The sequence below is a fragment of the Neoroseomonas alkaliterrae genome (genome assembly GCF_014199195.1).
In the GTDB taxonomy this organism is placed as follows: domain Bacteria; phylum Pseudomonadota; class Alphaproteobacteria; order Acetobacterales; family Acetobacteraceae; genus Neoroseomonas; species Neoroseomonas alkaliterrae.
Genome location: NZ_JACIJE010000002.1, coordinates 394923 through 419302, shown reverse-complemented (window position 1 = coordinate 419302; position 24380 = coordinate 394923). Strand labels below are relative to the sequence as shown.

Below are 24380 nucleotides of genomic sequence, written 5' to 3'. Positions count from 1 at the left end.
TTGTGCCCGCCCGCCCGGTGCCCTTCATAGACTCCATGATGCGGGTGCTCACCACGCTGGCCGCGCTTCTCGCGCTCGCGCCCATGGCGCAGGCCCTCGAATCCGCGCCCGTCTCCTCAGAACGCGCGACCGTCACGCTCATCGCCGACCACGAGGCGATCGCGCCGGGCCAGTCCTTCCGCCTCGCGCTGCGCCAGCGCCTCGCGCCCGGCTGGCATACCTACTGGATCAATCCGGGCGATGCCGGCCAGCCCCCGGAGGTGAGCCTGACCCTGCCCGAGGGCGCGCGCGCCGAGCCGATGCGCTTCCCCGCGCCCGAGCGCATCCCCTACGGCCCGCTGGTCAATTTCGGCTACGAGGGCGAGCCGGTCTTCATCATCCCGGTCACCGCGCCCGCCGGCCTCGCGCCCGGGCAGACCTTCACCGTTTCCGCCGAAGGCCACTGGCTGGTCTGCGAGCGCATCTGCATCCCCGAGGAAGGCTCCTTCCGCCTCGACATCCCGGTCGAGGCCGCGCCGCGCCCCGCGGCCGCCACGGCGCCCCTCTTCACCCGCGCCGAGGCCGCCGAGGCCCGCCCCTCCCCCTTCGCCGCCAGGCTGGGCTTCTCCGGCCAGGCCGGCGCGATCGAGATTGCCGGCCCCGACATCGCTCCCGGCGCGGTGCGGGAGGCCTTCTTCTTCCCCGTCGAATGGGGCGTGATCGACAATGCCGCGCCGCAGCCGCTGAGCGTGCGGAACGGCGCCTTGCGCCTCGGCCTCACCCGCGGGCAGGCGGAGGCCCTGCCCGCGCGCGTTGAGGGCATCGTCGCCATCACCGATGCGGCCGGGGTGCGCGGGGCCTATCTGGTCTCGGCGGTGCCCGGGGCGGTGCCGGCGGGCGGCGGGGCGGGGCTGCCGCTGTGGCAGGCGGCGCTGTTCGCAGCCCTCGGCGGGCTGATCCTCAACCTGATGCCCTGCGTCTTTCCCATCCTCGCCATGAAGGCGATGGCGCTCGCGCGGCTGTCCGGCGCGGCGCAGGGGGCGGTGCGGGCGCATGCGGCCTCCTACACGGCCGGGGTGGTGCTGTCCTTCCTCGCGATCGGCGGCCTGCTGGTGGCGCTGCGGGCGGCCGGCGGCGTGGCGGGCTGGGGCTTCCAGTTCACCTCGCCCGCCTTTGTCGCCGGCATGGCCTGGCTGATGCTGGCGGTGGGGCTGAACCTCTCGGGCGTCTTCGCCATCGGCGGTCCGGTCGCGGCGGGCGGCTCGCTCGCGGCCAGGGGCGGGCATGCGGGATCCTTCTTCACCGGGGCGCTGGCCGCGCTGGTCGCCACCCCCTGCACGGCGCCCTTCATGGCCGCAGCGATCGGCGCCGCCCTCGCCATGGGCACGGCGGAGGCGCTGACGGTGTTCGCCTTCCTCGGCCTCGGCATGGCGCTGCCCTATGCGCTGCTGGGTGTGGCACCCGGCCTCGCGCGGCTGCTGCCGCGGCCGGGGCTGTGGATGGAGCGGCTGAAGCAGGGCCTCGCCTTCCCGATGTATGCGGCCGCCGCCTGGCTGGTCTGGGTGCTGGCCGAGCAGGCCGGGCCCTCGGCCGTGCTGATGGTGCTGGCCGGCGGTGTGCTGATCGGCTTCGGCGCCTGGGCCTGGGGCCTCGCGCAGCGCTCGGGCGGGCGCTTCGGGCGGCTCGCCGGCGCGGCCGCCGTGGCCGGTGCGCTCGCCCTGTTGCCGCTGGTGCAGGGGGCCGCGCCGGCTGCCGCGCGCGCGGCCGATGCCGGCAGCGAGCCCTGGTCGGAAGCCCGCGTCGCCGCGCTGCGGGCCGAAGGCCGGCCGGTCTTCGTCAACCTCACCGCCGCCTGGTGCATCACCTGCAAGGTGAACGAGCGCGTCGCCTTGCAGACCGATGCCGTCCGCCGCGTCTTCGCCGAGCGCGACATCGCCTACCTCGTCGGCGACTGGACGCGCGGCGATGCCGCCATCACCGCCCTGCTGCGCGCGCACCAGCGCGAGGGCGTGCCGCTCTACCTCTTCTACCCCGCGCGCGGCGGCGCGCCGGTCGTGCTGCCGCAGATCCTGACCGAAGGGATCGTGCTGCAGGCCATCACAAGCCCGGGAGATGCGACCTGATGACCACGAGGATCACCCGCCGCGCCGCCGTCACGGGCGCCGGCGCCCTTCTGCTCGCGCCGCGCCTCGCTGCCGCCGCGCCGGCCATCGGCGCGCCTGCGCCCGATTTCGCCCTGCCCGACCAGGATGGCGACATCCGCCGCCTGTCCGATTTCCGCGGCCGGGTCGTGGTGCTGGAATGGACCAACCACGACTGCCCCTTCGTGCGGAAGCACTACAACAGCAACAACATGCAGGGGCTGCAGCGCCTCGCGGCCGAGCGCGGCGCGGTGTGGCTCTCCATCGCCTCCTCCCCGCCCGGCGAGCAGGGGCACGTCACCGGGCCGCAGGCCAAGGAGCTCACGGCCGCGCGCAACGCCGCCCCGGCGGCGGTGCTGCTCGACCACCGCTCGGTCGCCGCGCGCGCCTACCAGGCGACGGTCACGCCGCACATGTTCGTCATCTCGGCCGATGGCGTGCTGCGCTACATGGGCGGGATCGACTCGATCCGCTCCTCCCGCGTGGAGGACGTGGCCCGCGCCGAGCCCTTCCTGCGCGACGCCATGCTCGCGGTGATCGAGGGCCGCCCGGTCGCGCGCGCGAGCACCCAGGCCTATGGCTGCGCCATCAAGTATGTGGACGCCTGAGGCAGCGTGACCGCGCTCGCGGCTGGGAGGGCGGCCGCGCGCGGCACCAACTCCTGATGCCCTGCGGGAAAAGCCCGATCCTTTCTCCGCAGGGCATCAGCCTGCGAGATGCGCCGGCACCTTGAGCCCGAGCCGCCTCGGCACGGGCCATGTCTCCCGCACCGTCCGCAGCCGCTGGAAGCCGGCGGCGAGGTAGGTGGGCAGCGCGCGCGGATGGTCCGCGGTGCAGGTGTTCACCGTCACCGCCGGCCGCCCGGCCGTCCAGGCCGTGTCCACCGCGTGGCGCAGGAAGGCGCGGCCGAGGCCGGTCCCGATCGCCCAGGGCATCAGGCCGAAATAGGCGAGGTTGACCGCATGCGGCGCGCGGCGGTCGAGCTCGTAGAACCCCGCGGGCTCGCCATCCTGCATCAGCACATGGATCGAGATGGCGGGCAGCGCGAGCAGCGCCGCGAGCTCGGCGTCGCTCGCGGTCCGGCGCATCCACCACAGCCAGGGCTCGCCCACCGTGTCGTAGAGGTAGCGGTAGAAGGGCACCGAGCAGCGCCGCGCCTGCTCCACCCGCACGCCCGGCGGCAGCGGGTGCGGCGGGCCGGCAGGCGGCGCGTCCATGCGCAGGAAGGTGACATCCACCTGCACCTGCTGGACGGGTTCGGCGGTGGTGCTCGCCATGCTTCATGCCTCCCTCCCGCGCCGCGGGAGTCTCGCGGCGGCGGGCGGGCAGGGTCAACCCTCAGTTGTCGAGGAAGGAGCGCAGCTTCCGCGAGCGCGAAGGGTGCTTCAGCTTGCGCAGCGCCTTGGCCTCGATCTGGCGGATGCGCTCGCGCGTCACATTGAACTGCTGGCCGACCTCCTCGAGCGTATGGTCGGTGTTCATGCCGATGCCGAAGCGCATGCGCAGCACGCGCTCCTCGCGCGGCGTCAGGGACGCCAGCACGCGGGTCGTCGCCTCGCGCAGGTTGGACTGGATCGCGGCGTCGAGCGGGATGACCGCGTTCTTGTCCTCGATGAAGTCGCCGAGGTGGCTGTCCTCCTCGTCGCCGATCGGCGTCTCGAGGCTGATCGGCTCCTTGGCGATCTTGAGCACCTTGCGGACCTTCTCCAAGGGCATGCCGAGCTTCTCGGCCAGTTCCTCGGGCTGCGGCTCGCGGCCGATCTCGTGCAGCATCTGCCGGCTGGTGCGCACCAGCTTGTTGATCGTCTCGATCATGTGGACCGGGATGCGGATGGTCCGCGCCTGGTCGGCGATGGAGCGCGTGATCGCCTGGCGGATCCACCAGGTCGCATAGGTCGAGAACTTGTAGCCGCGGCGGTACTCGAACTTGTCCACCGCCTTCATCAGGCCGATGTTGCCCTCCTGGATCAGGTCCAGGAACTGCAGGCCGCGGTTGGTGTACTTCTTGGCGATGGAGATCACGAGGCGGAGGTTGGCCTCGATCATCTCCTTCTTCGCCTGGGTCATGTCGCGCTCGCCGCGCGAGACGGTGGCGAAGACGCGCTTGAACTCGCTGATCGGCAGGCCGGTGGTGTTCGCCACCTCGGCGATGCGCGCGCGGATCTGCTCGACCTCCTCGCTGTGCTTCTGCACGAAGGCCTTCCAGGCCTTGCCGGGCAGCGCGCCGACGCGCTCGAGCCAGGCCGGGTCGAGCTCGCTGCCGCGCCACTGCTCGAGGAACTCCTCGCGCTTGACCTTCTGGCCTTCGGCCAGACGCAGCACCTGGCCCTCGAGCACCGTGAGCTTGCGGTTCAGCCCCTTGAGCTGGTCCACCAGCTCCTCGATGCGGTTGTTGTGCAGGTGGACCTTCTCGACCAGCGCGATCAGCTCGCGGCGCTGCTTCTCGTAGGTCTTCTCGCCCCGCCCGGCGAGTTCCTCGCCGGAGGTGTAGGCCTCCATGCGCTTGTTCGAGAGCTTCTGCAGCTTGTTGTAGAGGCTCTCGATCTGCTCGAAGGTGGCGAGCACCTCCGGCTTCAGCTTCTCCTCGAGGGCGGAAAGGGAGAGGCCCATGCCCTCACCCTCGTCGCCTTCCTCGAACTCCTCATCGGCCGCATCGGCGGGCGCGCCGTCGGGGTTGCCGGCGGATTGCGTGGCTTCGAGGTCGATCACGTCGCGCAGCAACATCCGCGGCGGCGTGGCCTTCACCGCCTCGTGCCAGCGCAGGATGGCCTGGAAGGTCAGGGGGCTTTCGCACAGCCCCCCGATCATCATGTCGCGCCCGGCCTCGATGCGCTTGGCGATGGCGATCTCGCCCTCGCGCGAGAGCAGCTCCACGCTGCCCATCTCGCGCAGGTACATGCGCACGGGGTCGTCGGTGCGGCCGAGGGATTCCTCGTCCACATTGCCGCCGGATTCCTCGTCGTCCTCGCCGTCGGCCTTGGTCGCGGGCTTGGCGACGGCCTCGCCGTCCTCGCTGTCGTCGGGCTCGGAGACGGTGATGCCCGCCTCGCTCAGCATCGCCATGGTGTCCTCGATGACCTCCGAGGAGACCTGGTCCTGCGGCAGCGCGGCGTTGATCTCGTCGTAGGTGACGTAGCCGCGCTCCTTGCCCCGGGCGATGAGCTTCTTGACGGCAGCCGACTGGGTGTCCAGCAGCAGGCCCTCGACCTGCTCGTCCCGCGTCTCGACCGTCTCCGCCCCTGCCGCCTTGCTCGCCATGCCCGCCCTGCTCCGTCCAACGGCTTCGGGCACCCGCGGGAGGCGGATGCCCGAATGAAAATGCCCCTACCCTATGCGGCGTCCCCGGATGCCGCCGCGGCCTCTCCCCGGCGGATGGCCTCGAGCGCCTCCGTCAGCAGGATCAGCCGGCGCTGAGCCGCGGGATCGTTCGTCTCCGCCAGGATCCGCCGGGCCTCCTGCTGGTCCTCGATCAAGTCCGCCTCGCCGCGCAGGCGGAGGAAGAAGTGCCAGAAGCCTTCCTCGACCTCCCCCGGCAGGGCCTCGGCCCGCGCCGCAAGGGGAAGGCCCGCGGGCGCCAGCGCCCAGGCGACGGCATCCTCCAGTCCGCACCGTGCGAGGTGGGCGATCAAGCCCTCCGAGTCAACCCGCTCGGCCCCGCCATGCCATGCGAGAATCGCGGCCCGAAGCTGCGCCGGAGGCCCATCGGGCAGGTCGAGCAGCCCGACCGCCTCCTCCACCTGCGGCAGCAGCCAGGGATGGCGCAGCAGGATAGCGAGCAGCATGCGCGCGCGCTCGGCGCGCGTGGCGGGCTCGGCGATGGCGGGGCGGGCGATCCGCCTCGGCGCGGCCGGCCCGCCCCGCCCGCCGCGGAAGGCGGCGAAGAAGCGGTCGAGCAGCACGCGCCGGTATTCGGCCGCGAGCGCCTTGTCCGTGATCGCCCAGGCCGCGCCGGTCAGGCGGTTGCGCAGCGCGGCGCGCTGCTCGGGCGTCGCGCTGGGCCGTCCTTCGGCGATCAGGCCGTAGAGCGCCTCGGCCATCGGGCGGGCGCCGTCGAGCACGGCCTGGAAGGCGGCGGGGCCGCGGCGCGCGGTGAGCGTGTCCGGATCCTCCCCGGCGGGCAGGGTGGCGAAGCGCAGCGTCCGCTCGGTCGAGATCAGCGGCAGCGCCACCTCGGCCGCGCGGGCGGCCGCGCGCGCCCCGGCGGCGTCGCCGTCGAAGCAGAGGCAGGGTTCGGGGCTGATGCGCCAGAGTTCCTCGAGCTGCTCGGCCGTCAGCGCCGTGCCGAGCGGCGCCACCGCCCCGGTGAAGCCGGCCTGGTGCAGGGCGATGACATCCATGTAGCCCTCGACCGCGACCACCTGCGCGCCACGGAAGGCCCCCTCCCGCGCCAGGTCCAGGCCGTAGAGCCCCATCCGCTTGCGGAACAGCGGCGTCTCCGGGCTGTTGACGTATTTCGGCTGCCCGTCGCCGAGGATGCGCCCGCCGAAGGCGATCACCCGCCCGCGCCGGTCGCGGATCGGGAACATGACGCGGGCGTAGAAGAAGTCGCGCGGCGGGTCGCCGGCCTCGCCGGGGCGCAGCAGGCCGGCCTCGATCAGCTGCTCCTCGCTGACGCCCTCCCCGCGCAGGTCGGCGGCGATGGCGCCGCGGCCGGACGGCGCCCAGCCGAGCTGAAAGGCGCGGATCGTCTCCTCCTTGAGCCCGCGGCGCAGCAGGTAGTCGAGCGCGGGCCGGCCCTCGGGCAGGAAGAGGCGGCGGTGATAGGCCTCGGCGGCGGCGGCCATGACGGCGTGCAGGTCCCGCGCGCGGCGTTCGCGCGCCGCCTGCTCGGCCGAGGGCCTGGGCACCTCCATGCCCGCCTCGGCGGCCAGCCGCTCGACCGCCTCGGGGAAGGAGGCGCCCTCGGCGCGCATCAGGAAGGTGATGGCATCCCCGTGCGCGCCGCAGCCGAAGCAGTGGAAATGGTCGTCATAGACGTAGAAGGAGGGCGTCTTTTCGCCGTGGAAGGGGCAGCATCCCTTCCAGTTGCGGCCGGACTTCACGAGCCGCGTCTTGCGCCCGATCAGGCCGGGCAGCGGCGTGCGGGCGCGGAGCTCGTCGAGGAAGGCGGGCGGGAGGGCCATGGCGGGGCGGGTTACTTACCCCCTCGCGGCCCGGGCCGCGAAGCGATTTGCGAAGCCGCGGCGCCGGGGCTAAGCAGCCGCCATTCCAGACATGAGGATCCTACCATGACCCCGGCCGAACGCGCCGCCGTGCAGGCGCACCTCCGCCGTCTCTTCGGCAACAACCGCATCGCCGTGACGGCGCCCGAGCGCAAGGGCGGCTCGGTCGAGCTCAAGGTCGGGGACGAGTTCATCGGCACCGTGCATCGCGACGCCGAGGATGGCGAGGTGTCCTACGCCATCCAGATCATCGTGCTCTCCGACGACCTGGAAATGCCGAACTGACGGCCGCGGGGGCCGGGTTCCGCGCTCCGGCCCTCACCCGGCCGCCCTTGAAGGCCCGCGATCGGGCGCGAACCGTCAGCCGCCGAGCCGCGCCTTCACCATCGGCCCCGCCTTGGCCATGTCGAGCGTGGCGGCGTGCCTGGCCTTCAGCGCCGCCATCACCTTGCCCATGTCCTTGACCGAGGCCGCGCCCGTCTCGGCGATCGCGGCCTCGATCGCGGCGGCCATGGCGGCCTCGTCCATCTGCTGAGGGAGGAAGGATTCGATGACGGCGATCTCGGCCTCCTCCTTCGCGGCCAGTTCCTCGCGCCCGCCCTGGCGGTAGAGCGCCACCGATTCCGCGCGGGACTTGGCCATGCCCCGCAGCATGGCGATGATGCCGGCATCATCCACCGGCGGGCCCGGACGGGCGGCGATGTCGGTATCCTTCAGTTTCGCCTGGATCATGCGCAGGGTGGAGACGCGGGCGCTGTCGCCGGCGCGCATGGCGGCCTTGAGTTCCTCGGTGAAACGGTCGCGCAGGGACATGGCAGCAATCCTCGACTGATCGCCCCGCTATAGCGCAGCGCCCGCCTGGGAGGAAATTTCCCACGCGACCGATCCCCATTGCCATGGGAAATCGTTTCCCGCTATCAGGCCGCCATGCGCAGCGTGGAAGACATCATCGCCCTGCTCGGTGGCCCCGAGGCGGCGGCGGCCCATTGCGGCGTCGGGACCGAGGCCATCCGCAAATGGCGCCAGGCCCGCGCCATCCCGGCGAAACACTGGCCCTCCATCCTCGCCGCCACGGGGCTGGCGCTTGCCGACATGCCCGGCGCACCCTCGGACACCCGACCCTCGGACCCCAGCAAGACGGAGCCCCCCATGGCCGCGGCCGATACCCCCCCTGACGGCGCCACCGGCTGCCTCGTGCTGGCCGACGGCACCATCCTCTGGGGCCGCGGCTTCGGCGCCGAGACCGCCCAGGTCGGCGAGATCTGCTTCAACACCGGCATGACCGGATACCAGGAGACGCTGACCGACCCCTCCTATGCCGGGCAGGTCATCACCTTCACCTTCCCCCATATCGGCAATGTCGGAACCAACCCCGAGGACATCGAGAGCATCACGCCCGCCGCGCGCGGGCTGATCGTGAAGCAGGACGTGACCGAGCCGGCGAACTGGCGCGCGACGAAGCACCTCGATGCCTGGCTGGTGTCGCACGGCATCCCGGGCCTCGCGGGCATCGACACCCGCGCGCTGACGGCGCGCATCCGCGACGCAGGCGCGCCGAATGGCGTGATCTGCCACCGCGCGGACGGGCGTTTCGACATCCCCGCCCTCAAGGCCCAGGCCGCCGTCTGGCCGGGCCTCGAAGGGATGGACCTCGCGAAGGAGGTCACCTGCCGCCAGACCTATACCTGGGACGAGACGGAATGGGCCTGGCCCGCCGGCTTCGGCCGGCAGACCGCGCCGCGGCATCGCGTGGTCGCGGTGGATTACGGGGCGAAGCGGAACATCCTGCGCTGCCTCGCCTCCGCCGGCTGCGAGGTGGTGGTGGTGCCGGCGACGGCGAGCGCGGAGGAGATCCTCGCGCACGAGCCGGATGGGGTGTTCCTCTCCAACGGCCCCGGCGACCCCGCCGCGACCGGCGCCTACGCGATCCCGGCCATCCGCGGCGTGCTGGAGAGGAGACTGCCGGTGTTCGGCATCTGCCTCGGCCACCAGTTGCTGTCGCTGGCTCTGGGGGCGAAGACCTACAAGCTCGCGCGCGGGCATCGCGGCGCGAACCAGCCGGTGAAGGACCTGACCACCGGCAAGGTCGAGATCACCAGCCAGAACCACGGCTTCGCGGTGGACCCCAAGACCCTGCCTTCGAACGCGAAGGTCACGCATGTCTCGCTGTTCGACGGCACCAACGAGGGCATCGCCGCGACCGACCGCCCGGCCTTCTCGGTGCAGTACCATCCGGAGGCGAGCCCCGGCCCCTCCGACAGCCACTACCTGTTCCGCCGCTTCGTCGAGATGATCGAGGCGCACAAGGCCGGCGCCTGAGGCGACGGGTTCCACAAGGGGAAAAGGCATGTTCGATCTTTCGGGGCGCGTCGCGCTCGTCACCGGCGGCAACGGGGGCATCGGCCTCGGCTTCGCGCGTGGCCTCGCCAGGGCCGGCGCGGCGGTGATGGTGGCCGGGCGCAACGCGGCCAAGAACGCGGCCGCCGTGGCGGAACTCGCCGCCCTCGGCGCGAAGGCCGGATCCGTGGAAGTGGACGTGACGGACGAAGCCTCGATCCGCGCCATGGTCGCGACCACGGCCGAGCGTTTCGGGCGGCTCGACATCCTGGTGAACAATGCCGGGACCAACATCCGCAACCGTCCCGAATCCTACCGGATGGAGGATTGGCACACCGTCATCGCCACCAACCTCACCTCCGGCATGATCGCCGCGCAGGCCGCGCATCCGTGGCTGAAGAAGGGCGGCGTCGGGCGCGTGATCAACAACGGCTCGATGCTCTCCATCTTCGGCCTGCCCTTCCATGCGGCCTACGGCGCCTCGAAGGGCGGCGTGGTGCAGATGACGAAGTCGCTCGCGGTCGCCTGGGCGCAGGACGGGATCACGGTGAACGTGATCCTGCCCGGCTGGATCGACACCGACCTCACGAGGAAGGCGCGGCAGGACATGGCGACGCTGCACGACGACGTGCTGCGCCGCAGCCCGATCAAGCGCTGGGGCGACCCGAAGGATTTCGAGGGCATCGCCGCCTTCCTGGCGAGTGACGCGGCAGCCTTCATCACCGGGGTGGCGATCCCGGTGGATGGCGGGTTCTCGGTGCACGGCTGATGCCCTCCGCCGAGACGCTGCTGGTCTTCGCCGCGCTCTCCTTCGGCCTCGCGGCGACGCCGGGGCCGAACATGCTCTACCTCGTCTCGCGCGCGCTGGCGCAGGGGACGGGGGCGGGCATGGTCTCGCTGGTGGGGTGCCAGTTCGGCTCGCTCGTCATCATGCTGTGCGCGGCGGCGGGGCTGACCGCCGCGCTGTTCGCCGTGCCCTATGCCTGGGATGCGCTGCGGCTGGGCGGGGCCGCGTATCTGGCCTTCCTCGCCTGGCAATGCGTGCGCCCTGGCGGGCAGCCCATCTTCTCGCCGCGGCCGCTGCCGCGCGAGCCGGCGGCGCGGCTGTTCTCGGTGGGCTTCGCCACCGCGGCGCTGAACCCGAAGGTGGCGCTGTTCTACGTGGCCGTGCTGCCGCCCTTCATCGACCCCGCGCGCGGGGATGTGCTGACGCAGGGCATCGTGCTCGGCGGCGTGCAGATCGGCGTCGCCATCCTCTTCGATGCCGCGCTCGTCCATGGCGCGGCGGGGGTGGCGCGATTCCTCGGCACGCGGCCGGCATGGATGGCGGCGCAGCGCTGGCTGCTCGGTGCGGCGCTCGGGCTGATCGCAATGAAGCTCGCCACGGAGCCCTCCCGATGAGGGCCGCGGGCATCGAGGCGATGGTGCGCGGCGATCCGTCCGCGCCGAAAGTGGATCCGGCGCCATGACAGAGGGCGTCACCGGCCTTTTCGCGCTCGGCTATTCGGGCGTGGTGCTGTTCGTGCTCGCGCACAGCCTGCGCAAGCTGTTCCCGCCCATGCGCGCCGCCCTCGCCGCCTTCACGCTCTCCTCCGTCGTGCATGGCGCGACGACGCTGATGGCGGGCGAGCAGGCGGCGCTTGCCTTCGCCTTCTGGGGCATCCCGCATCTGCTCATCCTGCCGCTGCTGCTGGTCAGCGCGCGGCGCCAGGCGGCGCGCGGCAAGGACGGCGGCTGATGTTCTACGGCCTCGACGCCCTGGCGCATGGCGCCACCGCCGCGCTGATCGCCTTCGCGCCCGCGGCGTTCCTGTTCTGGCGGCTGACCGCGCGGCTCGCCGCCGGGCCGCGCGCGCTGCGCCCGTTCGTCGCCTGCTGCGCGGCCTTCGGCGCCATGATCGCCGTGGCCGGCCTCTGGGCGGTGAACTTCGAACGCCCGGGCTATGCCGACGAGGCCGTGGCCGGCGCGCTGGCCGCGGGCGGCGCGGCGCTCGTCATCGCCTTCCTCATCCTCCTGCTTCTTCCGCGGAAAGCCTGACCCCCATGCCGAAGCGCACCGACATCAAGTCCATCCTCATCATCGGCGCCGGTCCGATCGTCATCGGCCAGGCCTGCGAGTTCGACTATTCCGGCGCCCAGGCCTGCAAGGCGCTGCGCGCCGAGGGCTACCGCGTCATCCTGGTCAACTCCAACCCGGCGACGATCATGACCGATCCGGGCCTCGCGGATGCGACCTATGTCGAGCCGATCACGCCCGAGATCGTCGAGAAGATCATCGCCAAGGAACGCCCCGACGCGCTGCTGCCGACCATGGGCGGGCAGACGGCGCTGAACACGGCGCTGAAACTAGCCGAGGCTGGCGTGCTGGCGAAATACGGCTGCGAGCTGATCGGCGCCAAGGCCGAGGTGATCGACAAGGCCGAGGACCGCCAGAAGTTCCGCGACGCCATGGCAAAGATCGGCATCGAGAGCCCGCGCAGCGCCATCGCGCATTCCATGGCCGAGGCGTGGGAGGGGCTGAAGCTCGTTGGCCTGCCCTGCGTCATCCGCCCCTCCTTCACCCTTGGCGGCACGGGCGGCGGCATCGCCTACAACAAGGAGGAGTTCGAGCAGATCGTCTCCGCCGGCCTCTCTGCCTCGATGACGACCGAGGTGCTGATCGAGGAGAGCGTGCTCGGCTGGAAGGAGTTCGAGATGGAGGTGGTCCGCGACCGCGCGGACAACTGCATCATCGTCTGCTCCATCGAGAACCTCGACGCGATGGGCGTGCACACCGGCGATTCCGTCACCATCGCCCCGGCGCTGACGCTGACCGACAAGGAATACCAGCGCATGCGCGATGCCTCGATCGCCTGCCTGCGCGAGATCGGCGTCGATACCGGCGGGTCGAACGTGCAGTTCGGCATCAACCCCGCCGATGGCCGCATGGTCATCATCGAGATGAACCCGCGGGTGTCGCGTTCCTCGGCGCTGGCCTCGAAGGCGACCGGCTTCCCGATCGCCAAGGTCGCGGCCAAGCTCGCCGTCGGCTATACGCTCGACGAATTGCAGAACGACATCACCCGGGTCACGCCGGCCTCCTTCGAGCCGACCATCGACTACGTGGTGGTGAAGATCCCGCGCTTCACCTTCGAGAAGTTCCCCGGCACGCCGCCGACGCTGACGACCTCGATGAAGTCGGTCGGCGAGACCATGGCGATCGGCCGTTCCTTCGCCGAAGCCCTGCAGAAGGGCCTGCGCGGGCTGGAGACGGGGCTTTCCGGGCTCGACGAGGTGGCGGCACCCGGCGACGGCTCTGCCCAGGCCTTCCACGCCGCGCTCGCCACACCGCGGCCCGACCGCATCCTGATGGCCGCGCAGGCGATGCGCGCGGGCGTCTCGATCGAGGAGATCCACGAGGCGTCGAAGTTCGACCCGTGGTTCCTGCGCGAGGTGCAGAAGATCGTCCACGCCGAGGCCGAGGTCCGCGCCAAGGGCCTGCCTCAGACGGCCGCCGCGCTGCGCGGGCTCAAGGCGCTCGGCTTCTCGGACAAGCGCCTCGCGGCGCTGGCGGGCGTGAAGGAGACGGAGGTCGCCGCCCTGCGCGGGCGGCTCGGCGTGCAGCCGGTCTACAAGCGCATCGACACCTGCGCAGCGGAATTCGCCTCCGAGACGCCCTACATGTACTCGACCTACGAGGGCGGCTTCGGCACGCCGGTCTGCGAGAGCCGGCCGACCGCGCGGAAGAAGGTCGTCATCCTCGGCGGCGGGCCGAACCGCATCGGCCAGGGCATCGAGTTCGACTATTGCTGCGTCCATGCCTGCTACGCGCTGCGCGAGGCGGGCTTCGAGACCATCATGGTCAACTGCAACCCCGAGACGGTCTCGACCGACTACGACACCTCCGACCGCCTGTATTTCGAGCCGCTGACGGCCGAGGACGTGATCGCGCTGATCCGCAAGGAACAGGAATCCGGCGAGGTGCTCGGCTGCATCGTGCAGTATGGCGGGCAGACGCCGCTCAAGCTCAGCCAAGCGCTCTCCAGGGCGGGCATCCCCATCCTCGGCACCAGCGCGGAAGCGATCGACATCGCCGAGGACCGCGAGCGCTTCCAGCAGATGCTCAAGGGCCTCGGCCTCAAGCAGCCGCAGAACGGCACCGCGCGCACGCTGGAGGAGGCGATCGCCGAGGCGAACCGCATCGGATACCCGGTGGTGGTGCGCCCCTCCTACGTGCTCGGCGGCCGCGCGATGGAGATCGCCCACAATGACGAGCAGCTGCGCCGCTTCGGCGCGGAGGCCGTGAAGGTCTCGGGCGAGAACCCCATCCTCATCGACCAGTACCTGCAGGATGCGATCGAGGTGGATGTGGACTGCATCTGCGACGCCGAGGGCCGCGTCCATGTCGCCGGCGTGATGGAGCACATCGAGGAGGCCGGCATCCATTCCGGCGATTCCGCCTGCTCGCTGCCGCCCTATTCGCTGCCGCCCGCGATCGTGACCGAGCTCAAGGCCGAGACGGAGGCCATGGCCCGCGCGCTGAAGGTGCAGGGCCTGATGAACGTGCAGTATGCGGTCAAGGACGGGGAGATCTACGTCCTCGAGGTGAACCCGCGCGCGAGCCGGACCGTGCCCTTCGTGGCCAAGGCCACGGGCGTGCCGGTCGCCAAGATCGGCGCGCGGGTGATGGCGGGCGAGAGGCTCGCCGCCTTCAACCTCGACGACGACGCGGTCTCCCGCCATGTCGCGGTGAAGGAGGCGGTCTTCCCCTTCAACCGCTTTCCGAACGTGGACGTGATCCTCGGCCCCGAGATGAAGTCCACCGGGGAGGTGATGGGCCTCGATCTCTCCTTCGAGCGCGCCTTCCTCAAGTCCCAGCTCGGCGCGGGGGTGAAGCTGCCGGAATCAGGCACCGCCTTCATCTCGGTCAAGGACAGCGACAAGGCGGCGGCCGTGACGCTCGCGCGGCGGCTGACCGAGATGGGCTTCTCCATCGTCGCGACGCGCGGCACCGCGGCGCGCATCCGCGAGGCGGGGCTCGACTGCCAGGTCATCAACAAGGTGCTGGAAGGCCGCCCGCATTGCGTGGACGCCATCAAGTCGGGCGAGATCCAGCTGGTGATCAACACCACCGGCGGCGGGCAGTCGGTGGCGGACAGCTTCGACATCCGCCGCTCGGCCCTGACCCACGGCATCCCGCACTACACCACGGCGGCCGGCGCCCGGGCGGCGGTGCATGCCATCGCGGCGCTCAAGGCCGGAACCCTTGATGTGGCGCCCCTTCAGGCGTATTTTCCCCCGTCGTTCTGACCGTCGGGGGCCGCTTCGGGCCCCCGCGGCGCCTCTCCCCCCACCGACCGCCAGGCCTGGCTTAACCGGACCGAGGGCCGGCGGGGGGGTCGCTGATTCTGGGAAGGGTCCGCCGTGCAGAAGTTCCCGATGACCGCCGAGGGCCTCGCGCGTCTCGAGGAGGAGCTGAAGGTTCTCAAGGGCGAGGAGCGTCCGGCCATCATCCGGGCGATCGCCGAGGCGCGCGCCCATGGAGACCTCTCGGAGAACGCCGAATATCACGCCGCGCGCGAACGCCAGTCCTTCATCGAGGGCCGGATCAGCGAACTCGAGGCCATCATCCCCGCCGTCGAGGTGATCGACGTGGCGCGCTTCAGCGGCGACCAGGTGAAGTTCGGCGCCCGCGTCACCATCGTGGACGAGGAGAGCGAGGACGAGAAGACCTACCGCATCGTCGGCCAGTACGAGGCGGACATGAAGAACGGCTCGATCTCCGTCACCTCGCCGCTGGCCAAGGCACTGATGGGCAAGAAGGTGGGCGATTCGGTCGAGGTGCCCGCCCCGGGCGGCGCCCGCTCGGTCGAGATCACCGCCGTCGCCTACGCCTGACGCGCCGGCCCTCCGCCGCGCGGCTTGCGCGCCCCCGGCCCCGCTCCGGGAGCGCCCTTCGTCCTTCCGGACCACCGCCCGAGGAACTCCGATGTCCGCCGTGAATGCGATCCCTCCCGCCGAGGCCCCGGTCGCGTCGAGCGTCACGCTCGCCGACATCCGCGCCGCGGCCGAGCGCATCCGCGGCGCCGTCCTGCGCACGCCGATGATCGAGAGCCCCGCGGTCAGCCGCGCGGCGGGCACGCGCGTCTTCCTCAAGCTCGACAACCTGCAGGCGACCGGCGCCTTCAAGGAGAGGGGCGCGGCCAACCGCCTCGCGCTGCTGACGCCGCGCGAGCGCGAGGCCGGGGTGATCGCCATGTCGGCCGGCAATCATGCCCAGGCGGTGGCGCGCCACGCGCAGCTCGCCGGGGTGAAGGCGACGATCGTGATGCCGCGCTTCACGCCCGCGACGAAGGTGGTCCGCACCGAATCCTGGGGCGCGCGCGTGGTGCTGCACGGGGAGACGCTGGCCGAGGCCGCGGCCCATGCCCACGACCTCGCGCTGCGCGAGGGCTTCGTCTTCATCCACCCCTATGACGACGCCGCGGTCATCGCGGGCCAGGGCACGATGGCGCTCGAGATGCTCGAGGATGCGCCCGAGGTCCAGGCGCTGGTCATACCGGTCGGCGGCGGCGGCCTGTGCGCCGGCATCGCCACGGTCGCGGCCTCGCTCCGCCCGGGCATGCCGGTCTATGGCGTGGAGGTGCAGGGCTACCCGGCGATGGCGCAGCGCCTGGCGGGCGAGCCCGTCTCGGTCGGCGGGCCGACGATCGCCGAGGGGATCGCGGTGCGCGATGTCGGCGAATTGCCGCTCGGCATCCTGCGCCGCTGCCACAGCGAGATCCTGCTGGTGCCCGAACGCGCGGTGGAGCAGGCGGTCGCGCTGCTCGCCGAGGGCGCCAAGGTGGTGGCCGAAGGTGCGGGCGCGGCGGGGCTGGCGGCGGTGCTGACCTATCCGGAGCGGTTCCGCAACCGCGTCGTCGGCACCACGGTCTGCGGCGGCAACATCGATGCGCGCGCTCTCTCCAACGTGCTGCTGCGCCAGTTGCTGCGGGACGGGCGCATCCTGCGCCTGCATTTCGACATCCCCGACCGGCCGGGCGTGCTCGCGGACATCGCCAAGCGGATCTCGGACCTCGGGGGCAATGTCATCGAGGTGAAGCACCAGCAGCTCTTCGGCGCGCCGACGGTGCAGAGCACGGAACTGCACCTGATGATCGAGGTGCGCGACGCCGCCCAGGGCGATGCCATCATCGCGGCCATGGAAGCGGCGGATTACGTCGTGCGGCGGGGCTGAAAGCCCGGTCGCCGCGCGCTGGGCGTAGCGATACGGCGGGGCTGAAGGCCCGGTCGCCGCACGCTGGGCGAAGCGATGCGGCGGGGCTGAAGGCGCGGCCGCCGCGTGCGGAGCGGAGCAATGCGGCGGCGCGAAAAGCCCGTTCGCCGCGCGCGGGGCTAGGTGATCGGCACCCCCGCCGCGTCCTTCGCCGTGCGGATGGTCTGCAGCGTCTGCACCTTCAGCACGGTCGGCGCGTTGGTCAGCCGCGCTGTCAGCTCGTTCTCATGCGCCGTGTCGCGCGCCACGAGGCGCAGCAGGAAGTCGCCGCCGCCGCGGATCATGTGGCATTCGCGCACCTCGGGCCAGGAGCTCGCCAGCGCCTCGAAGGCGTCCAGCACCGCCTGCTTCTGGGATTCGAGGCCGACAAGGGCGAAGAAGGTCACCTCCCAGCCCAGCGCGACCGGGTCCACATCGGCGTGATAGCCGCGGATGATCCCCGTCTCCTCGAGCCGCCGCACGCGGCGCAGGCAGGGGGGCGCGGAAAGGTTCACGCGCCGCGCCAGCTCGACATTGGTCATCCGGCCGTCCTCCTGGAGTTCGGCCAGGATCTGCCGGTCAACCGAATCGAGGCCGGGGTCGTGGTCGCGGGTCATGGGCGGGACTCGTTTGCTTCGTTGCTCAGGCTCGGCCTCTGCCGCAATATCATTGCAGGGGCCCGGCGCATCAAGGCGTCGGGTTGTTCGCCTGACGCCGCTGCCCGATATGCGTGGGCTGAGCGAAGCATCGTGGAAGTCCTGCCGTGGCCGAGACCCATCGCACCCGTCTTCTCATCATCGGCGCCGGCCCGGCCGGGTACACGGCGGCGATCTATGCCGCCCGCGCGGGGCTCGCGCCGCTGGTCGTGGCCGGCATGCAGCCCGGCGGGCAGCTCACCATCACCACCGATGTCGAGAACTACCCCGGCTTCGCCGAGGCCATCCAGGGCCCCTGGCTGATGGAGCAGATGCAGAAGCAGGCCGAGCATGTCGGCGCGCGGGTGGTCTTCGACGTCATCACCTCGGTGGATCTCTCCCGCCGCCCCTTCCGCGCCGCCGGCGATTCGGGCGATGCCTTCGAGGCCGAGGCGGTCGTCATCGCCACCGGCGCGCAGGCGAAATGGCTCGGCATCCCGGGGGAGAAGGAACTGGGCGGCTTCGGCGTCTCCGCCTGCGCCACCTGCGACGGCTTCTTCTACCGCGGCAAGGACGTGGCGGTGATCGGCGGCGGCAACTCGGCGACGGAGGAGGCGCTCTATCTCTCGAACCTCGCCCGCCACGTCACGCTCATCCATCGCCGCGACAGCCTGCGCAGCGAGAGGATCCTGCAGCAGCGCCTCTTCGCGAAGCCCAATGTCACCGTGCTGTGGGACACCGTGACCGAGGCCGTGCTGGCCGACGAATCGGGCCGGATGCCGGTCGTGCGCGGCCTCGCGCTGCGCCATGCGCGCACCGGGGAGAGGCGGGAGCTGAAGGTGGACGGCGTCTTCGTCGCCATCGGCCACGCGCCGGCGACGGCGCTGTTCAAGGGCCAGGTCGAGATGGATGCGGAGGGCTACATCGTGACGGTGCCGGGCAGCACGCGCACCTCCGTCCCCGGCGTCTTCGCCGCGGGCGACGTGCAGGACAAGGTCTATCGCCAGGCGGTCACCGCCGCCGGCACGGGCTGCATGGCCGCGCTCGAGGCCGAGAAGTTCCTCGCCGCGGCGGAAGCCGGGGCGGACCAAGCGGCCGCGTGATGCCGATCGACTGGGACAAGCTCCGCGTCTTCCACGCGGTGGCGGAGGCGGGCTCCTTCACCCATGCCGGGGAGACGCTGAACCTCAGCCAGTCGGCCGTCTCGCGCCAGATCCAGGCGCTGGAGGAGGCGCTGAGCGTCCCGCTGTTCCACCGCCACGCCCGCGGCCTGATCCTGACCGAGCAGGGCGAGACGCTGAACCGCACGGTGCGCGAGGTCTTCGCCAAGCTCGCCATGACCGAGGCGCTGCTGACCGAGAGCCGCGAGCGCCCTGCCGGGCGGCTCAAGGTGACGACGACCAAGGGCTTCGGCAGCACCTGGCTCGCGCCGCGGCTGAAGCGGCTGCTCGACCTGCATCCCGAGATCAGCGTCACGCTGCTGATGGACGATTCCGACCTCGACCTCGCGATGCGAGAGGCCGATGTCGCGATCCGCATGCACCCGCCGAGGCAGCCGGACCTGATCCAGCGCCACATCGCGACCTTCGGCTGGAAGGTCTGCGGCTCGGCCGCCTATCTCAAGGAAGTCGGGATCCCTCAGCGGGTCGAGGATCTCGATGCCCATCGCCTCATCATCTATGGGGACTACCGCCCCCCGATCGAGAACGTGAACTGGCTGGCCGAGGCGGGCCGGCGCCCCGGCACGCCGCGCCGGGCGGCGATCGAGATCAACTCCCTGCCCGGCATGATCGAGGCGGTGCGCAGCGGCCTCGGCCTCGCCGCCCTGCCGGACTATGTGGGACCGGGCCTTGCGGACCTGGTGCAGGTGCTGCCCGACGTGAAGGCGCCGCGCATCGAGGCCTTCTTCGTCTATCCGGAGGAGATGCGCCACTCGAAGCGCGTGGCCGTGTTCCGGGACTTCCTGGTGGCCGAGCTGGTCGCACCCGGGTGAGGTGCCGCACACTCCTGCAACCATTGGGATGCGTCCGTCACACGGATCACAGAGCTGCGAGCGGAGCCATGCGGTTCCGTCATACCGGGGTGGTGGAGATCGAGACACACGCATGGGCGGGTATCGCCTAGATAATGGACATCCGACGACTAGGTCGGAGGGGGTCCCTTGGATCCCTCGTCTCCCAGACGTGAAGCCTCCCTGTTGACTTGGCCCGCTGCGCCCTCGGCGCGCGGGCCATTCTTTTTCGCGCGTCGCAGAAGCCCGGACCGCCCGCGAAACAAGCGTTGACAGCAGCCGGGCGGCTCCGTTCGATCACGAGCCATCTGGCAACCACGCCAGGACCGGGGGAGTACTCCATGGGCCGGCCCGATCCCGGTGGCGCGAGCACGCGCCGCAGCCTTCTCGCGCTCGCCGCGGCGCCCACCCTCGCACGCCCCGCCCTCGCCCTGCCGGCATGGCCCACGGGGCCGGTGCGCTACATCTGCGTCTTTCCGCCCGGCGGCTCGACGGACCTGCTGAGCCGCATCTGGTGCCAGCGCATGTCCGAGATCACGGGCCAGACCTTCGTGGTGGAGAACCGCGGCGGCTCGGGCGGCAATGTGGGTACCGAGGTGATCGCCCGCGCCCAGCCGGACGGCTACACGATCGGGCTCGCGACCGTCGCCTCGCTGGCCATCGCGCCCACGCTCTACCGGCGCCTGCCCTTCGACGTGACGCGGGACTTCACCTATGTCTGCGGGCTCTGGCAGCTGCCCAACCTGCTCGTCGCGCGCACCGACCTGCCGGCGCGCGACATCCCGGAGCTGATCGCGCTCTGCCGCGCCGAGCCAGGGCGTTACACCTTCGCCAGCGCGGGCGCGGGGACGACGCTGCACATCGCGGGCGAGATGTTCAAGCGCATGGCCGGGGTGGACCTGCTCCATGTCCCCTATCGCGGCGGCGGGCCGGCCTATACCGACCTGCTCGGCGGGCGGGTGGACATGATCTTCGGCAACTTCCCCGAGGCGAACCGCCTCTCGCGCGAAGGCAAGGTGCGCCCGCTCGCGGTGACCGCCGCGACGCGCAGCCCGCAGGCGCCGGATGTGCCGGCGATGGCGGAGTTCCTGCCGGGCTACGAGATCAACTCCTGGGGCGGGGTATGCGGGCCGGCCGGCATCCCGCCCGCCATCGTCGCGCGCATGGCCGCCCTCGGGCGGGAGGCCGTGGAATCGCCCGAGGTCCGCCGCCGATTCGAGGAAGGCGGGGCGACGGTATGGTGGACCACGCCCGAGGGCCTTGCGGATTTCCGGCGGGAGAACCAGGCGCGCTTCGCCCCCGTCATCATCGCGAGCGGCGCCCGCGTCGAGTGATGCCATCACGCGCGGGGCTGGCGCCCTCCGCCGTGCGGAGGACCGAAGGGCGATCACCGGCGGACCAGGGCCGATCCCCTGCCCGCCAGTCATGACGGCGCTGCGCGCGTTCAGCGCGCCTCGGGCACCTCGTTGATGCCGAGGCCGCGCGCCGCCTCCACCAGCATCGCCCAGGTCGTCGCATCCACCGGCACCCCGGTCGCGAGGCGCCGCGCCTTCGTGATGCGCTCCTTCTCGCCCGCCACCAGCACCGGGTTCTCCGGATCGGCGGGCGGGGAGGCCTTCACATCCGCGATCACCGCCGCGAGCTCCTCGCGGAACCGCGCATCATCCCCGAATCGCGCGGGGTCTAGCACGAAGGCGAGCCAGCTGTTCACGATGCCGCGGTCCCGCCACTCGGTCCGCCAGGCGGTGGCGCCGCCGAGCAGCGCGCCGGCCAGGACCTCGCAGACCAGCGCGAGCCCGTATCCCTTGTGCGCCCCGAAGGAGAGCAGCGCCCCGCGCGGCTGGTCGCGGTAGAGCACGCCCGGGTCGGTGGTCGGCCTGCCGCTCGCGTCCACCAGCGATCCCTCGGGCACCGGACGCCCGGCATTGAAGGCGACACGGCACTTGCCGAGGGCGATGGCCGAGGTCGCGAAATCGAGCACCAGCGGCGGGTCCCCCGGCACGGTGATGCAGACCGGGTTGGTGGACAGCCGCGCATCCGAGCCCCCGAAGGGCGCGACCGCCGGCGGGCCGGAGACGCCGTTGACGAAATGCAGAGAGATCATCCCCGCCGCCGCCGCCTGCTCGCCATAGGCGCCGACGCGGCCGATGTGGTGCACGTTGCGCAGCCCCATCACCGCATGGCCGTGGGCGCGCGCCGCACCGATCGCCCAGTCCATGACGATCCGCCCGACATGCTGGCCATAGCCCATGTTGCCGTCGAACAGCGCGAGCGTCGCCTCCTGCCGCACCGGCGTCGGTGCCGCGCCCGGGCGCAGCTTGCCCTCGCGCACATGCTGCACGTAGCGCGGCAGCAGCATGATGCCGTGGCTGTCATGGCCCTGGAGGTTCGCCTCCAGCAGATGGGCGGCGACCTCCTCGGCCTCCTGCGGGGCGCAGCCGGTGGCGGCGACGATGGCGCGCACGAAGCCGGCGAGCGCGCCGGCCTCGACATGCAGCGTTGCGGCTTCCGTCACGATTCGCGCCAGGGCCGGCGCTGCCACAGCCCGCGCAGGTCGCGCTCGAGCCCGACAACGTCGGAGCGGAAATCGGCGCCGATGCGCGGGGCGAGCGGCAGGCCCATGCGGTTCGCCTCGGCCACGAAGGCGGGTTCGGCCATCGCCTCGCGGAAGGCGGCCTCGAGACGGGCCGCGATCTCCGCCGGCAGGCCGGGCGGGCCGACGATCCCGCGCGTCGCGCCGGAGACGAGGTTCTGCCCCTGCTCGGCGAAGGTCGGCACGTCCGGCGTGCCCGACCAGCGCGTGAGCGCCGCCTGGCCGAGCGAGCGGATGCGCCCGGCCTGCAGCAGCGCGAGGCTCTCGCTCATGTTGAAGGCGCCGACATCGATGTGCCCGCCGGCGAGCGCGGTGCCGAGAGGCGCCATGCCGTTGAAGGGCACATGCGTCATCGGCGGCATGCCGGCCCGGTCCTCGAGCGCGATCACCAGCAGGTGGTCGTCCGAGCCGATGCCGGTGCTGCCGTAGCTGAGCTGCCCGGGCCGCGCCTTCGCCGCCGCGATCAGGTCGGCCAGCGTGCGCAGCGGCGAATCCGCCCGCACGAAGAGCCCGCCCGGGTCGTCCACCACATTGGCGATGAAGGTGAAATCGAGCGGCCGGTAGCGGACCTGGCGTTCGATCGGATAGGTGACGAGCGCGGGCACCGAGGTCGCGGCCAGGGTGTAGCCGTCGGGCGCGGCGGCGAAGGCGGCCTCCCAGCCGAGCTGCCCGCCCGCGCCCGCGCGGTTGACCACCACGAAGCGCGCCCCCTGCAGCTTCGCCTGCACCGCCGGCAGGACCATGCGCGCCATGGTGTCCACCCCGCCGCCGGGCGGGTAGGGCACGATGACCTCGATCGGCTTGTCGGCCGGCCAGGCGGCATGGGCGAGGCGCGGAAGGGCGAGGCTGCCCGCGGCGGCGAGCGCGCCGAGGGCGCGGCGGCGGATGGTCATGGCGTTCCTCCAATGGTTCCGGCGTTCGGCGCAGAGTGACGGCAGGCTGGCAATCCTGCAAACCGCGGCGGATAGTGATGCGGCGCGGGCACCGCCGCCTCCGGCCCGGATCGGCGCATGCAGGCACCCGCGCCGCGGTATCCGCTATGCTGCGCGCGCCGAATCGGGGATTGCCGCCATGCCCTTGCGCCTCGCGCGTCGCCGCGCGCTCCTGGCCGCCGCCGCGGCGCCGCTGGCCCTGCCCGGCTGCGCCACGCCGGTCCGCGGCCCCGCCGTGCCGCGCGACAAGGTGACGGGCGCGGCGGTGCTCGGCGTGCCGAACGAGCGCTTCCTGATCACCAGCCGCGAAGGCCAGCAGGCCATCGAGGCCGAGTTCGTCGCCGCCGGGGAACGCATGCGCCGCCGCCTCGGGCTGCGGCCCGGCCAGGCGCTGCCGCGGGTCAACCTGCTCTCGGTCTCGGGGGGCGGCGAGAACGGGGCCTTCGGCGCGGGGCTGCTCTGCGGCTGGTCGGACCTCGGCACGCGGCCCGAGTTCAACCTCGTCACGGGTGTCAGCACCGGCGCCCTGACCGCGCCCTTCGCCTATCTCGGGCGCGAGCGCGACCCGCAGCTCCGCGCCGTCTATACCGAGCTCACGCTGCGCGACATCGCCCTCTCGCGCGGGCTGATCGCGGCCATCTTCGACGACGCGCTGGCCGACACCGCGCCGCTGTTCCGCACCATCTCCCGCTACATGGACGAGGCGATGCTGGCCGAGATCGGGCGCGCCCACGAGGGGGGCCGCCTGCTGTTGATCGGCAGCACCAACCTCGACGCGCAGATCCCGGTGATCTGGAACATCGGCGCGATCGCGGCGAGCGGCCATCCGCGCGCGCTCGAGACGGTGCGGCGCGTGCTGCTGGCCTCGGCCTCCATCCCCGGCGCCTTCCCGCCGGTGATGTTCGACGTGACGGTGGCGGGGCAGGCGCACCAGGAACTGCACGTGGATGGCGGCGCCTTCGCGCAGGCCTTCCTCTACCCCTCCTCGATGGGCCGCGGGCGGAGGGAACGCATCGCGCGCGGCACCGCGGCGCGCGATGTCGAGGCCTACATCATCCGCAACGGCCGGCTCGACCCCGAATGGGCGATGGTCGAGCGCCGCACGCTCGGCATCACGGGCCGCGCCATCTCCACCATGATCGCGGCGAGCGGCTACAACGACGTGGTCCGCATGTTCAACAACACCCAGCGCGACGGGATCGGCTTCAACCTCGCCTTCATCGGCAGCGACTTCACCGAGGAACTGCCCGCCCCCTTCGACCAGGCCTTCATGCGCGCGCTGTTCCAGTACGGCTACGAGCGCGGCCGGCGCGGCTACGAATGGGCGAAGCGGCCGCCGATCTGACGCCGCCCGTCG

The 24380-nt window shown here is 71.8% G+C and carries 22 protein-coding genes; 15 read left to right on the top strand and 7 right to left on the bottom strand.

The features are described from left to right. The first annotated feature begins 38 nt into the window (after positions 1–38). Together FHS88_RS05395 and FHS88_RS05390 are read left to right on the top strand one after the other, a co-directional pair. A complete protein-coding gene (locus FHS88_RS05395) occupies positions 39–2102 on the top strand; it encodes a protein-disulfide reductase DsbD family protein (RefSeq protein WP_246419474.1) in 2064 nt (687 codons plus the stop codon). Next, complete coding sequence (locus FHS88_RS05390) at positions 2102–2728, top strand: redoxin domain-containing protein (protein WP_184482070.1); 627 nt, start codon at positions 2102–2104, stop codon at positions 2726–2728. The genes FHS88_RS05395 and FHS88_RS05390 overlap by 1 nt, the downstream gene beginning before the upstream one ends. Before the next feature lie 96 nt (positions 2729–2824). Here FHS88_RS05390 and FHS88_RS05385 read toward each other — a convergent pair whose 3' ends face one another. From FHS88_RS05385 to dnaG, 3 genes are all read right to left on the bottom strand, one after another. Further along, positions 2825–3397 carry a GNAT family N-acetyltransferase gene (locus FHS88_RS05385; protein ID WP_184482068.1) on the bottom strand — a complete coding sequence of 191 codons (573 nt, stop codon included), beginning with the start codon at positions 3395–3397 and terminating at the stop codon, positions 2825–2827. A 61-nt stretch (positions 3398–3458) separates the two neighbouring features. Then, positions 3459–5378, bottom strand: a complete 1920-nt coding sequence (gene rpoD / locus FHS88_RS05380) for an RNA polymerase sigma factor RpoD (RefSeq protein WP_184482066.1) — start codon at positions 5376–5378, stop codon at positions 3459–3461. A 71-nt stretch (positions 5379–5449) separates the two neighbouring features. Further along, positions 5450–7243, bottom strand: a complete 1794-nt coding sequence (dnaG, locus tag FHS88_RS05375) for a DNA primase (protein WP_184482063.1) — start codon at positions 7241–7243, stop codon at positions 5450–5452. 105 nt (positions 7244–7348) lie between these two features. Between dnaG and FHS88_RS05370 the strand changes: the two genes are divergently transcribed. After that, positions 7349–7567 (top strand): DUF3126 family protein, encoded by a 219-nt coding sequence (locus tag FHS88_RS05370; protein WP_184482061.1) that lies wholly within the window; start codon positions 7349–7351, stop codon positions 7565–7567. A 75-nt stretch (positions 7568–7642) separates the two neighbouring features. Here FHS88_RS05370 and FHS88_RS05365 read toward each other — a convergent pair whose 3' ends face one another. After that, positions 7643–8095, bottom strand: coding sequence for a GatB/YqeY domain-containing protein (locus FHS88_RS05365; protein WP_184482059.1), 453 nt, complete (start codon positions 8093–8095; stop codon positions 7643–7645). Positions 8096–8209: 114 nt separating this feature from the next. Here FHS88_RS05365 and carA point away from each other — a divergent pair, with 114 nt between their 5' ends. From carA to FHS88_RS05325, 8 genes are all read left to right on the top strand, one after another. Continuing rightward, entirely contained in the window at positions 8210–9601 is a 1392-nt protein-coding gene (carA, locus tag FHS88_RS05360) for a glutamine-hydrolyzing carbamoyl-phosphate synthase small subunit (RefSeq protein ID WP_184482057.1), read from the top strand. A 28-nt stretch (positions 9602–9629) separates the two neighbouring features. Beyond that, positions 9630–10388 (top strand): SDR family NAD(P)-dependent oxidoreductase, encoded by a 759-nt coding sequence (locus FHS88_RS05355; protein ID WP_184482055.1) that lies wholly within the window; start codon positions 9630–9632, stop codon positions 10386–10388. Then, positions 10388–11020: a LysE family translocator gene (locus FHS88_RS05350; RefSeq protein WP_184482053.1), complete on the top strand. Its 633-nt coding sequence runs from the start codon at positions 10388–10390 to the stop codon at positions 11018–11020. Before FHS88_RS05355 ends, FHS88_RS05350 begins: the two co-directional genes overlap by 1 nt. A 64-nt stretch (positions 11021–11084) precedes the next feature. Then, entirely contained in the window at positions 11085–11357 is a 273-nt protein-coding gene (locus FHS88_RS05345) for a hypothetical protein (protein WP_184482051.1), read from the top strand. After that, on the top strand, positions 11357–11656 hold the full coding sequence (locus tag FHS88_RS05340; protein ID WP_184482050.1) for a hypothetical protein: 300 nt from the start codon (positions 11357–11359) through the stop codon (positions 11654–11656). Before FHS88_RS05345 ends, FHS88_RS05340 begins: the two co-directional genes overlap by 1 nt. 5 nt (positions 11657–11661) lie before the next feature. After that, entirely contained in the window at positions 11662–14907 is a 3246-nt protein-coding gene (gene carB, locus FHS88_RS05335) for a carbamoyl-phosphate synthase large subunit (protein ID WP_184482048.1), read from the top strand. 114 nt (positions 14908–15021) lie between these two features. Beyond that, a complete protein-coding gene (gene greA, locus FHS88_RS05330) occupies positions 15022–15495 on the top strand; it encodes a transcription elongation factor GreA (protein WP_184482046.1) in 474 nt (157 codons plus the stop codon). Between the two features lie 91 nt (positions 15496–15586). Continuing rightward, entirely contained in the window at positions 15587–16834 is a 1248-nt protein-coding gene (locus tag FHS88_RS05325; protein ID WP_184482045.1) for a threonine ammonia-lyase, read from the top strand. A gap of 158 nt (positions 16835–16992) precedes the next feature. Here the strand turns inward: FHS88_RS05325 and FHS88_RS05320 are convergent, their stop codons facing one another. Next, positions 16993–17469, bottom strand: a complete 477-nt coding sequence (locus FHS88_RS05320) for an Lrp/AsnC family transcriptional regulator (RefSeq protein WP_184482042.1) — start codon at positions 17467–17469, stop codon at positions 16993–16995. A 146-nt stretch (positions 17470–17615) separates the two neighbouring features. On the opposite strand from FHS88_RS05320, the gene trxB reads away from it, so the two are divergent. The 3 genes from trxB (at position 17616) to FHS88_RS05305 (ending at position 20832) form a co-directional block, all read left to right on the top strand. Then, entirely contained in the window at positions 17616–18590 is a 975-nt protein-coding gene (gene trxB, locus FHS88_RS05315) for a thioredoxin-disulfide reductase (protein ID WP_184482040.1), read from the top strand. Next, positions 18590–19480 (top strand): LysR family transcriptional regulator, encoded by an 891-nt coding sequence (locus FHS88_RS05310; RefSeq protein WP_184482038.1) that lies wholly within the window; start codon positions 18590–18592, stop codon positions 19478–19480. Before trxB ends, FHS88_RS05310 begins: the two co-directional genes overlap by 1 nt. 359 nt (positions 19481–19839) lie before the next feature. Further along, positions 19840–20832 (top strand): Bug family tripartite tricarboxylate transporter substrate binding protein, encoded by a 993-nt coding sequence (locus FHS88_RS05305; RefSeq protein WP_184482036.1) that lies wholly within the window; start codon positions 19840–19842, stop codon positions 20830–20832. Between the two features lie 110 nt (positions 20833–20942). Here the strand turns inward: FHS88_RS05305 and FHS88_RS05300 are convergent, their stop codons facing one another. Together FHS88_RS05300 and FHS88_RS05295 are read right to left on the bottom strand one after the other, a co-directional pair. Next, complete coding sequence (locus FHS88_RS05300; protein ID WP_184482034.1) at positions 20943–22013, bottom strand: malate/lactate/ureidoglycolate dehydrogenase; 1071 nt, start codon at positions 22011–22013, stop codon at positions 20943–20945. After that, entirely contained in the window at positions 22010–22984 is a 975-nt protein-coding gene (locus tag FHS88_RS05295; protein WP_184482032.1) for a Bug family tripartite tricarboxylate transporter substrate binding protein, read from the bottom strand. Before FHS88_RS05295 ends, FHS88_RS05300 begins: the two co-directional genes overlap by 4 nt. Before the next feature lie 178 nt (positions 22985–23162). Here FHS88_RS05295 and FHS88_RS05290 point away from each other — a divergent pair, with 178 nt between their 5' ends. Next, entirely contained in the window at positions 23163–24368 is a 1206-nt protein-coding gene (locus FHS88_RS05290) for a patatin-like phospholipase family protein (protein WP_184482029.1), read from the top strand. Positions 24369–24380 lie beyond the last annotated feature (12 nt).

Excerpts from the sequence above, each read along its gene's own strand:
- FHS88_RS05395 (WP_246419474.1), top strand. The coding sequence starts at position 39 with ATGCGGGTGCTCACCACGCTGGCCGCGCTTCTCGCGCTCGCGCCCATG.
- FHS88_RS05390 (WP_184482070.1), top strand. The coding sequence starts at position 2,102 with ATGACCACGAGGATCACCCGCCGCGCCGCCGTCACGGGCGCCGGCGCC.
- FHS88_RS05385 (WP_184482068.1), bottom strand. The coding sequence starts at position 3,397 with ATGGCGAGCACCACCGCCGAACCCGTCCAGCAGGTGCAGGTGGATGTC.
- rpoD (WP_184482066.1), bottom strand. The coding sequence starts at position 5,378 with ATGGCGAGCAAGGCGGCAGGGGCGGAGACGGTCGAGACGCGGGACGAG.
- dnaG (WP_184482063.1), bottom strand. The coding sequence starts at position 7,243 with ATGGCCCTCCCGCCCGCCTTCCTCGACGAGCTCCGCGCCCGCACGCCG.
- FHS88_RS05370 (WP_184482061.1), top strand. The coding sequence starts at position 7,349 with ATGACCCCGGCCGAACGCGCCGCCGTGCAGGCGCACCTCCGCCGTCTC.
- FHS88_RS05365 (WP_184482059.1), bottom strand. The coding sequence starts at position 8,095 with ATGTCCCTGCGCGACCGTTTCACCGAGGAACTCAAGGCCGCCATGCGC.
- carA (WP_184482057.1), top strand. The coding sequence starts at position 8,210 with ATGCGCAGCGTGGAAGACATCATCGCCCTGCTCGGTGGCCCCGAGGCG.
- FHS88_RS05355 (WP_184482055.1), top strand. The coding sequence starts at position 9,630 with ATGTTCGATCTTTCGGGGCGCGTCGCGCTCGTCACCGGCGGCAACGGG.
- FHS88_RS05350 (WP_184482053.1), top strand. The coding sequence starts at position 10,388 with ATGCCCTCCGCCGAGACGCTGCTGGTCTTCGCCGCGCTCTCCTTCGGC.
- FHS88_RS05345 (WP_184482051.1), top strand. The coding sequence starts at position 11,085 with ATGACAGAGGGCGTCACCGGCCTTTTCGCGCTCGGCTATTCGGGCGTG.
- FHS88_RS05340 (WP_184482050.1), top strand. The coding sequence starts at position 11,357 with ATGTTCTACGGCCTCGACGCCCTGGCGCATGGCGCCACCGCCGCGCTG.
- carB (WP_184482048.1), top strand. The coding sequence starts at position 11,662 with ATGCCGAAGCGCACCGACATCAAGTCCATCCTCATCATCGGCGCCGGT.
- FHS88_RS05325 (WP_184482045.1), top strand. The coding sequence starts at position 15,587 with ATGTCCGCCGTGAATGCGATCCCTCCCGCCGAGGCCCCGGTCGCGTCG.
- FHS88_RS05320 (WP_184482042.1), bottom strand. The coding sequence starts at position 17,469 with ATGACCCGCGACCACGACCCCGGCCTCGATTCGGTTGACCGGCAGATC.
- FHS88_RS05310 (WP_184482038.1), top strand. The coding sequence starts at position 18,590 with ATGCCGATCGACTGGGACAAGCTCCGCGTCTTCCACGCGGTGGCGGAG.
- FHS88_RS05305 (WP_184482036.1), top strand. The coding sequence starts at position 19,840 with ATGGGCCGGCCCGATCCCGGTGGCGCGAGCACGCGCCGCAGCCTTCTC.
- FHS88_RS05295 (WP_184482032.1), bottom strand. The coding sequence starts at position 22,984 with ATGACCATCCGCCGCCGCGCCCTCGGCGCGCTCGCCGCCGCGGGCAGC.
- FHS88_RS05290 (WP_184482029.1), top strand. The coding sequence starts at position 23,163 with ATGCCCTTGCGCCTCGCGCGTCGCCGCGCGCTCCTGGCCGCCGCCGCG.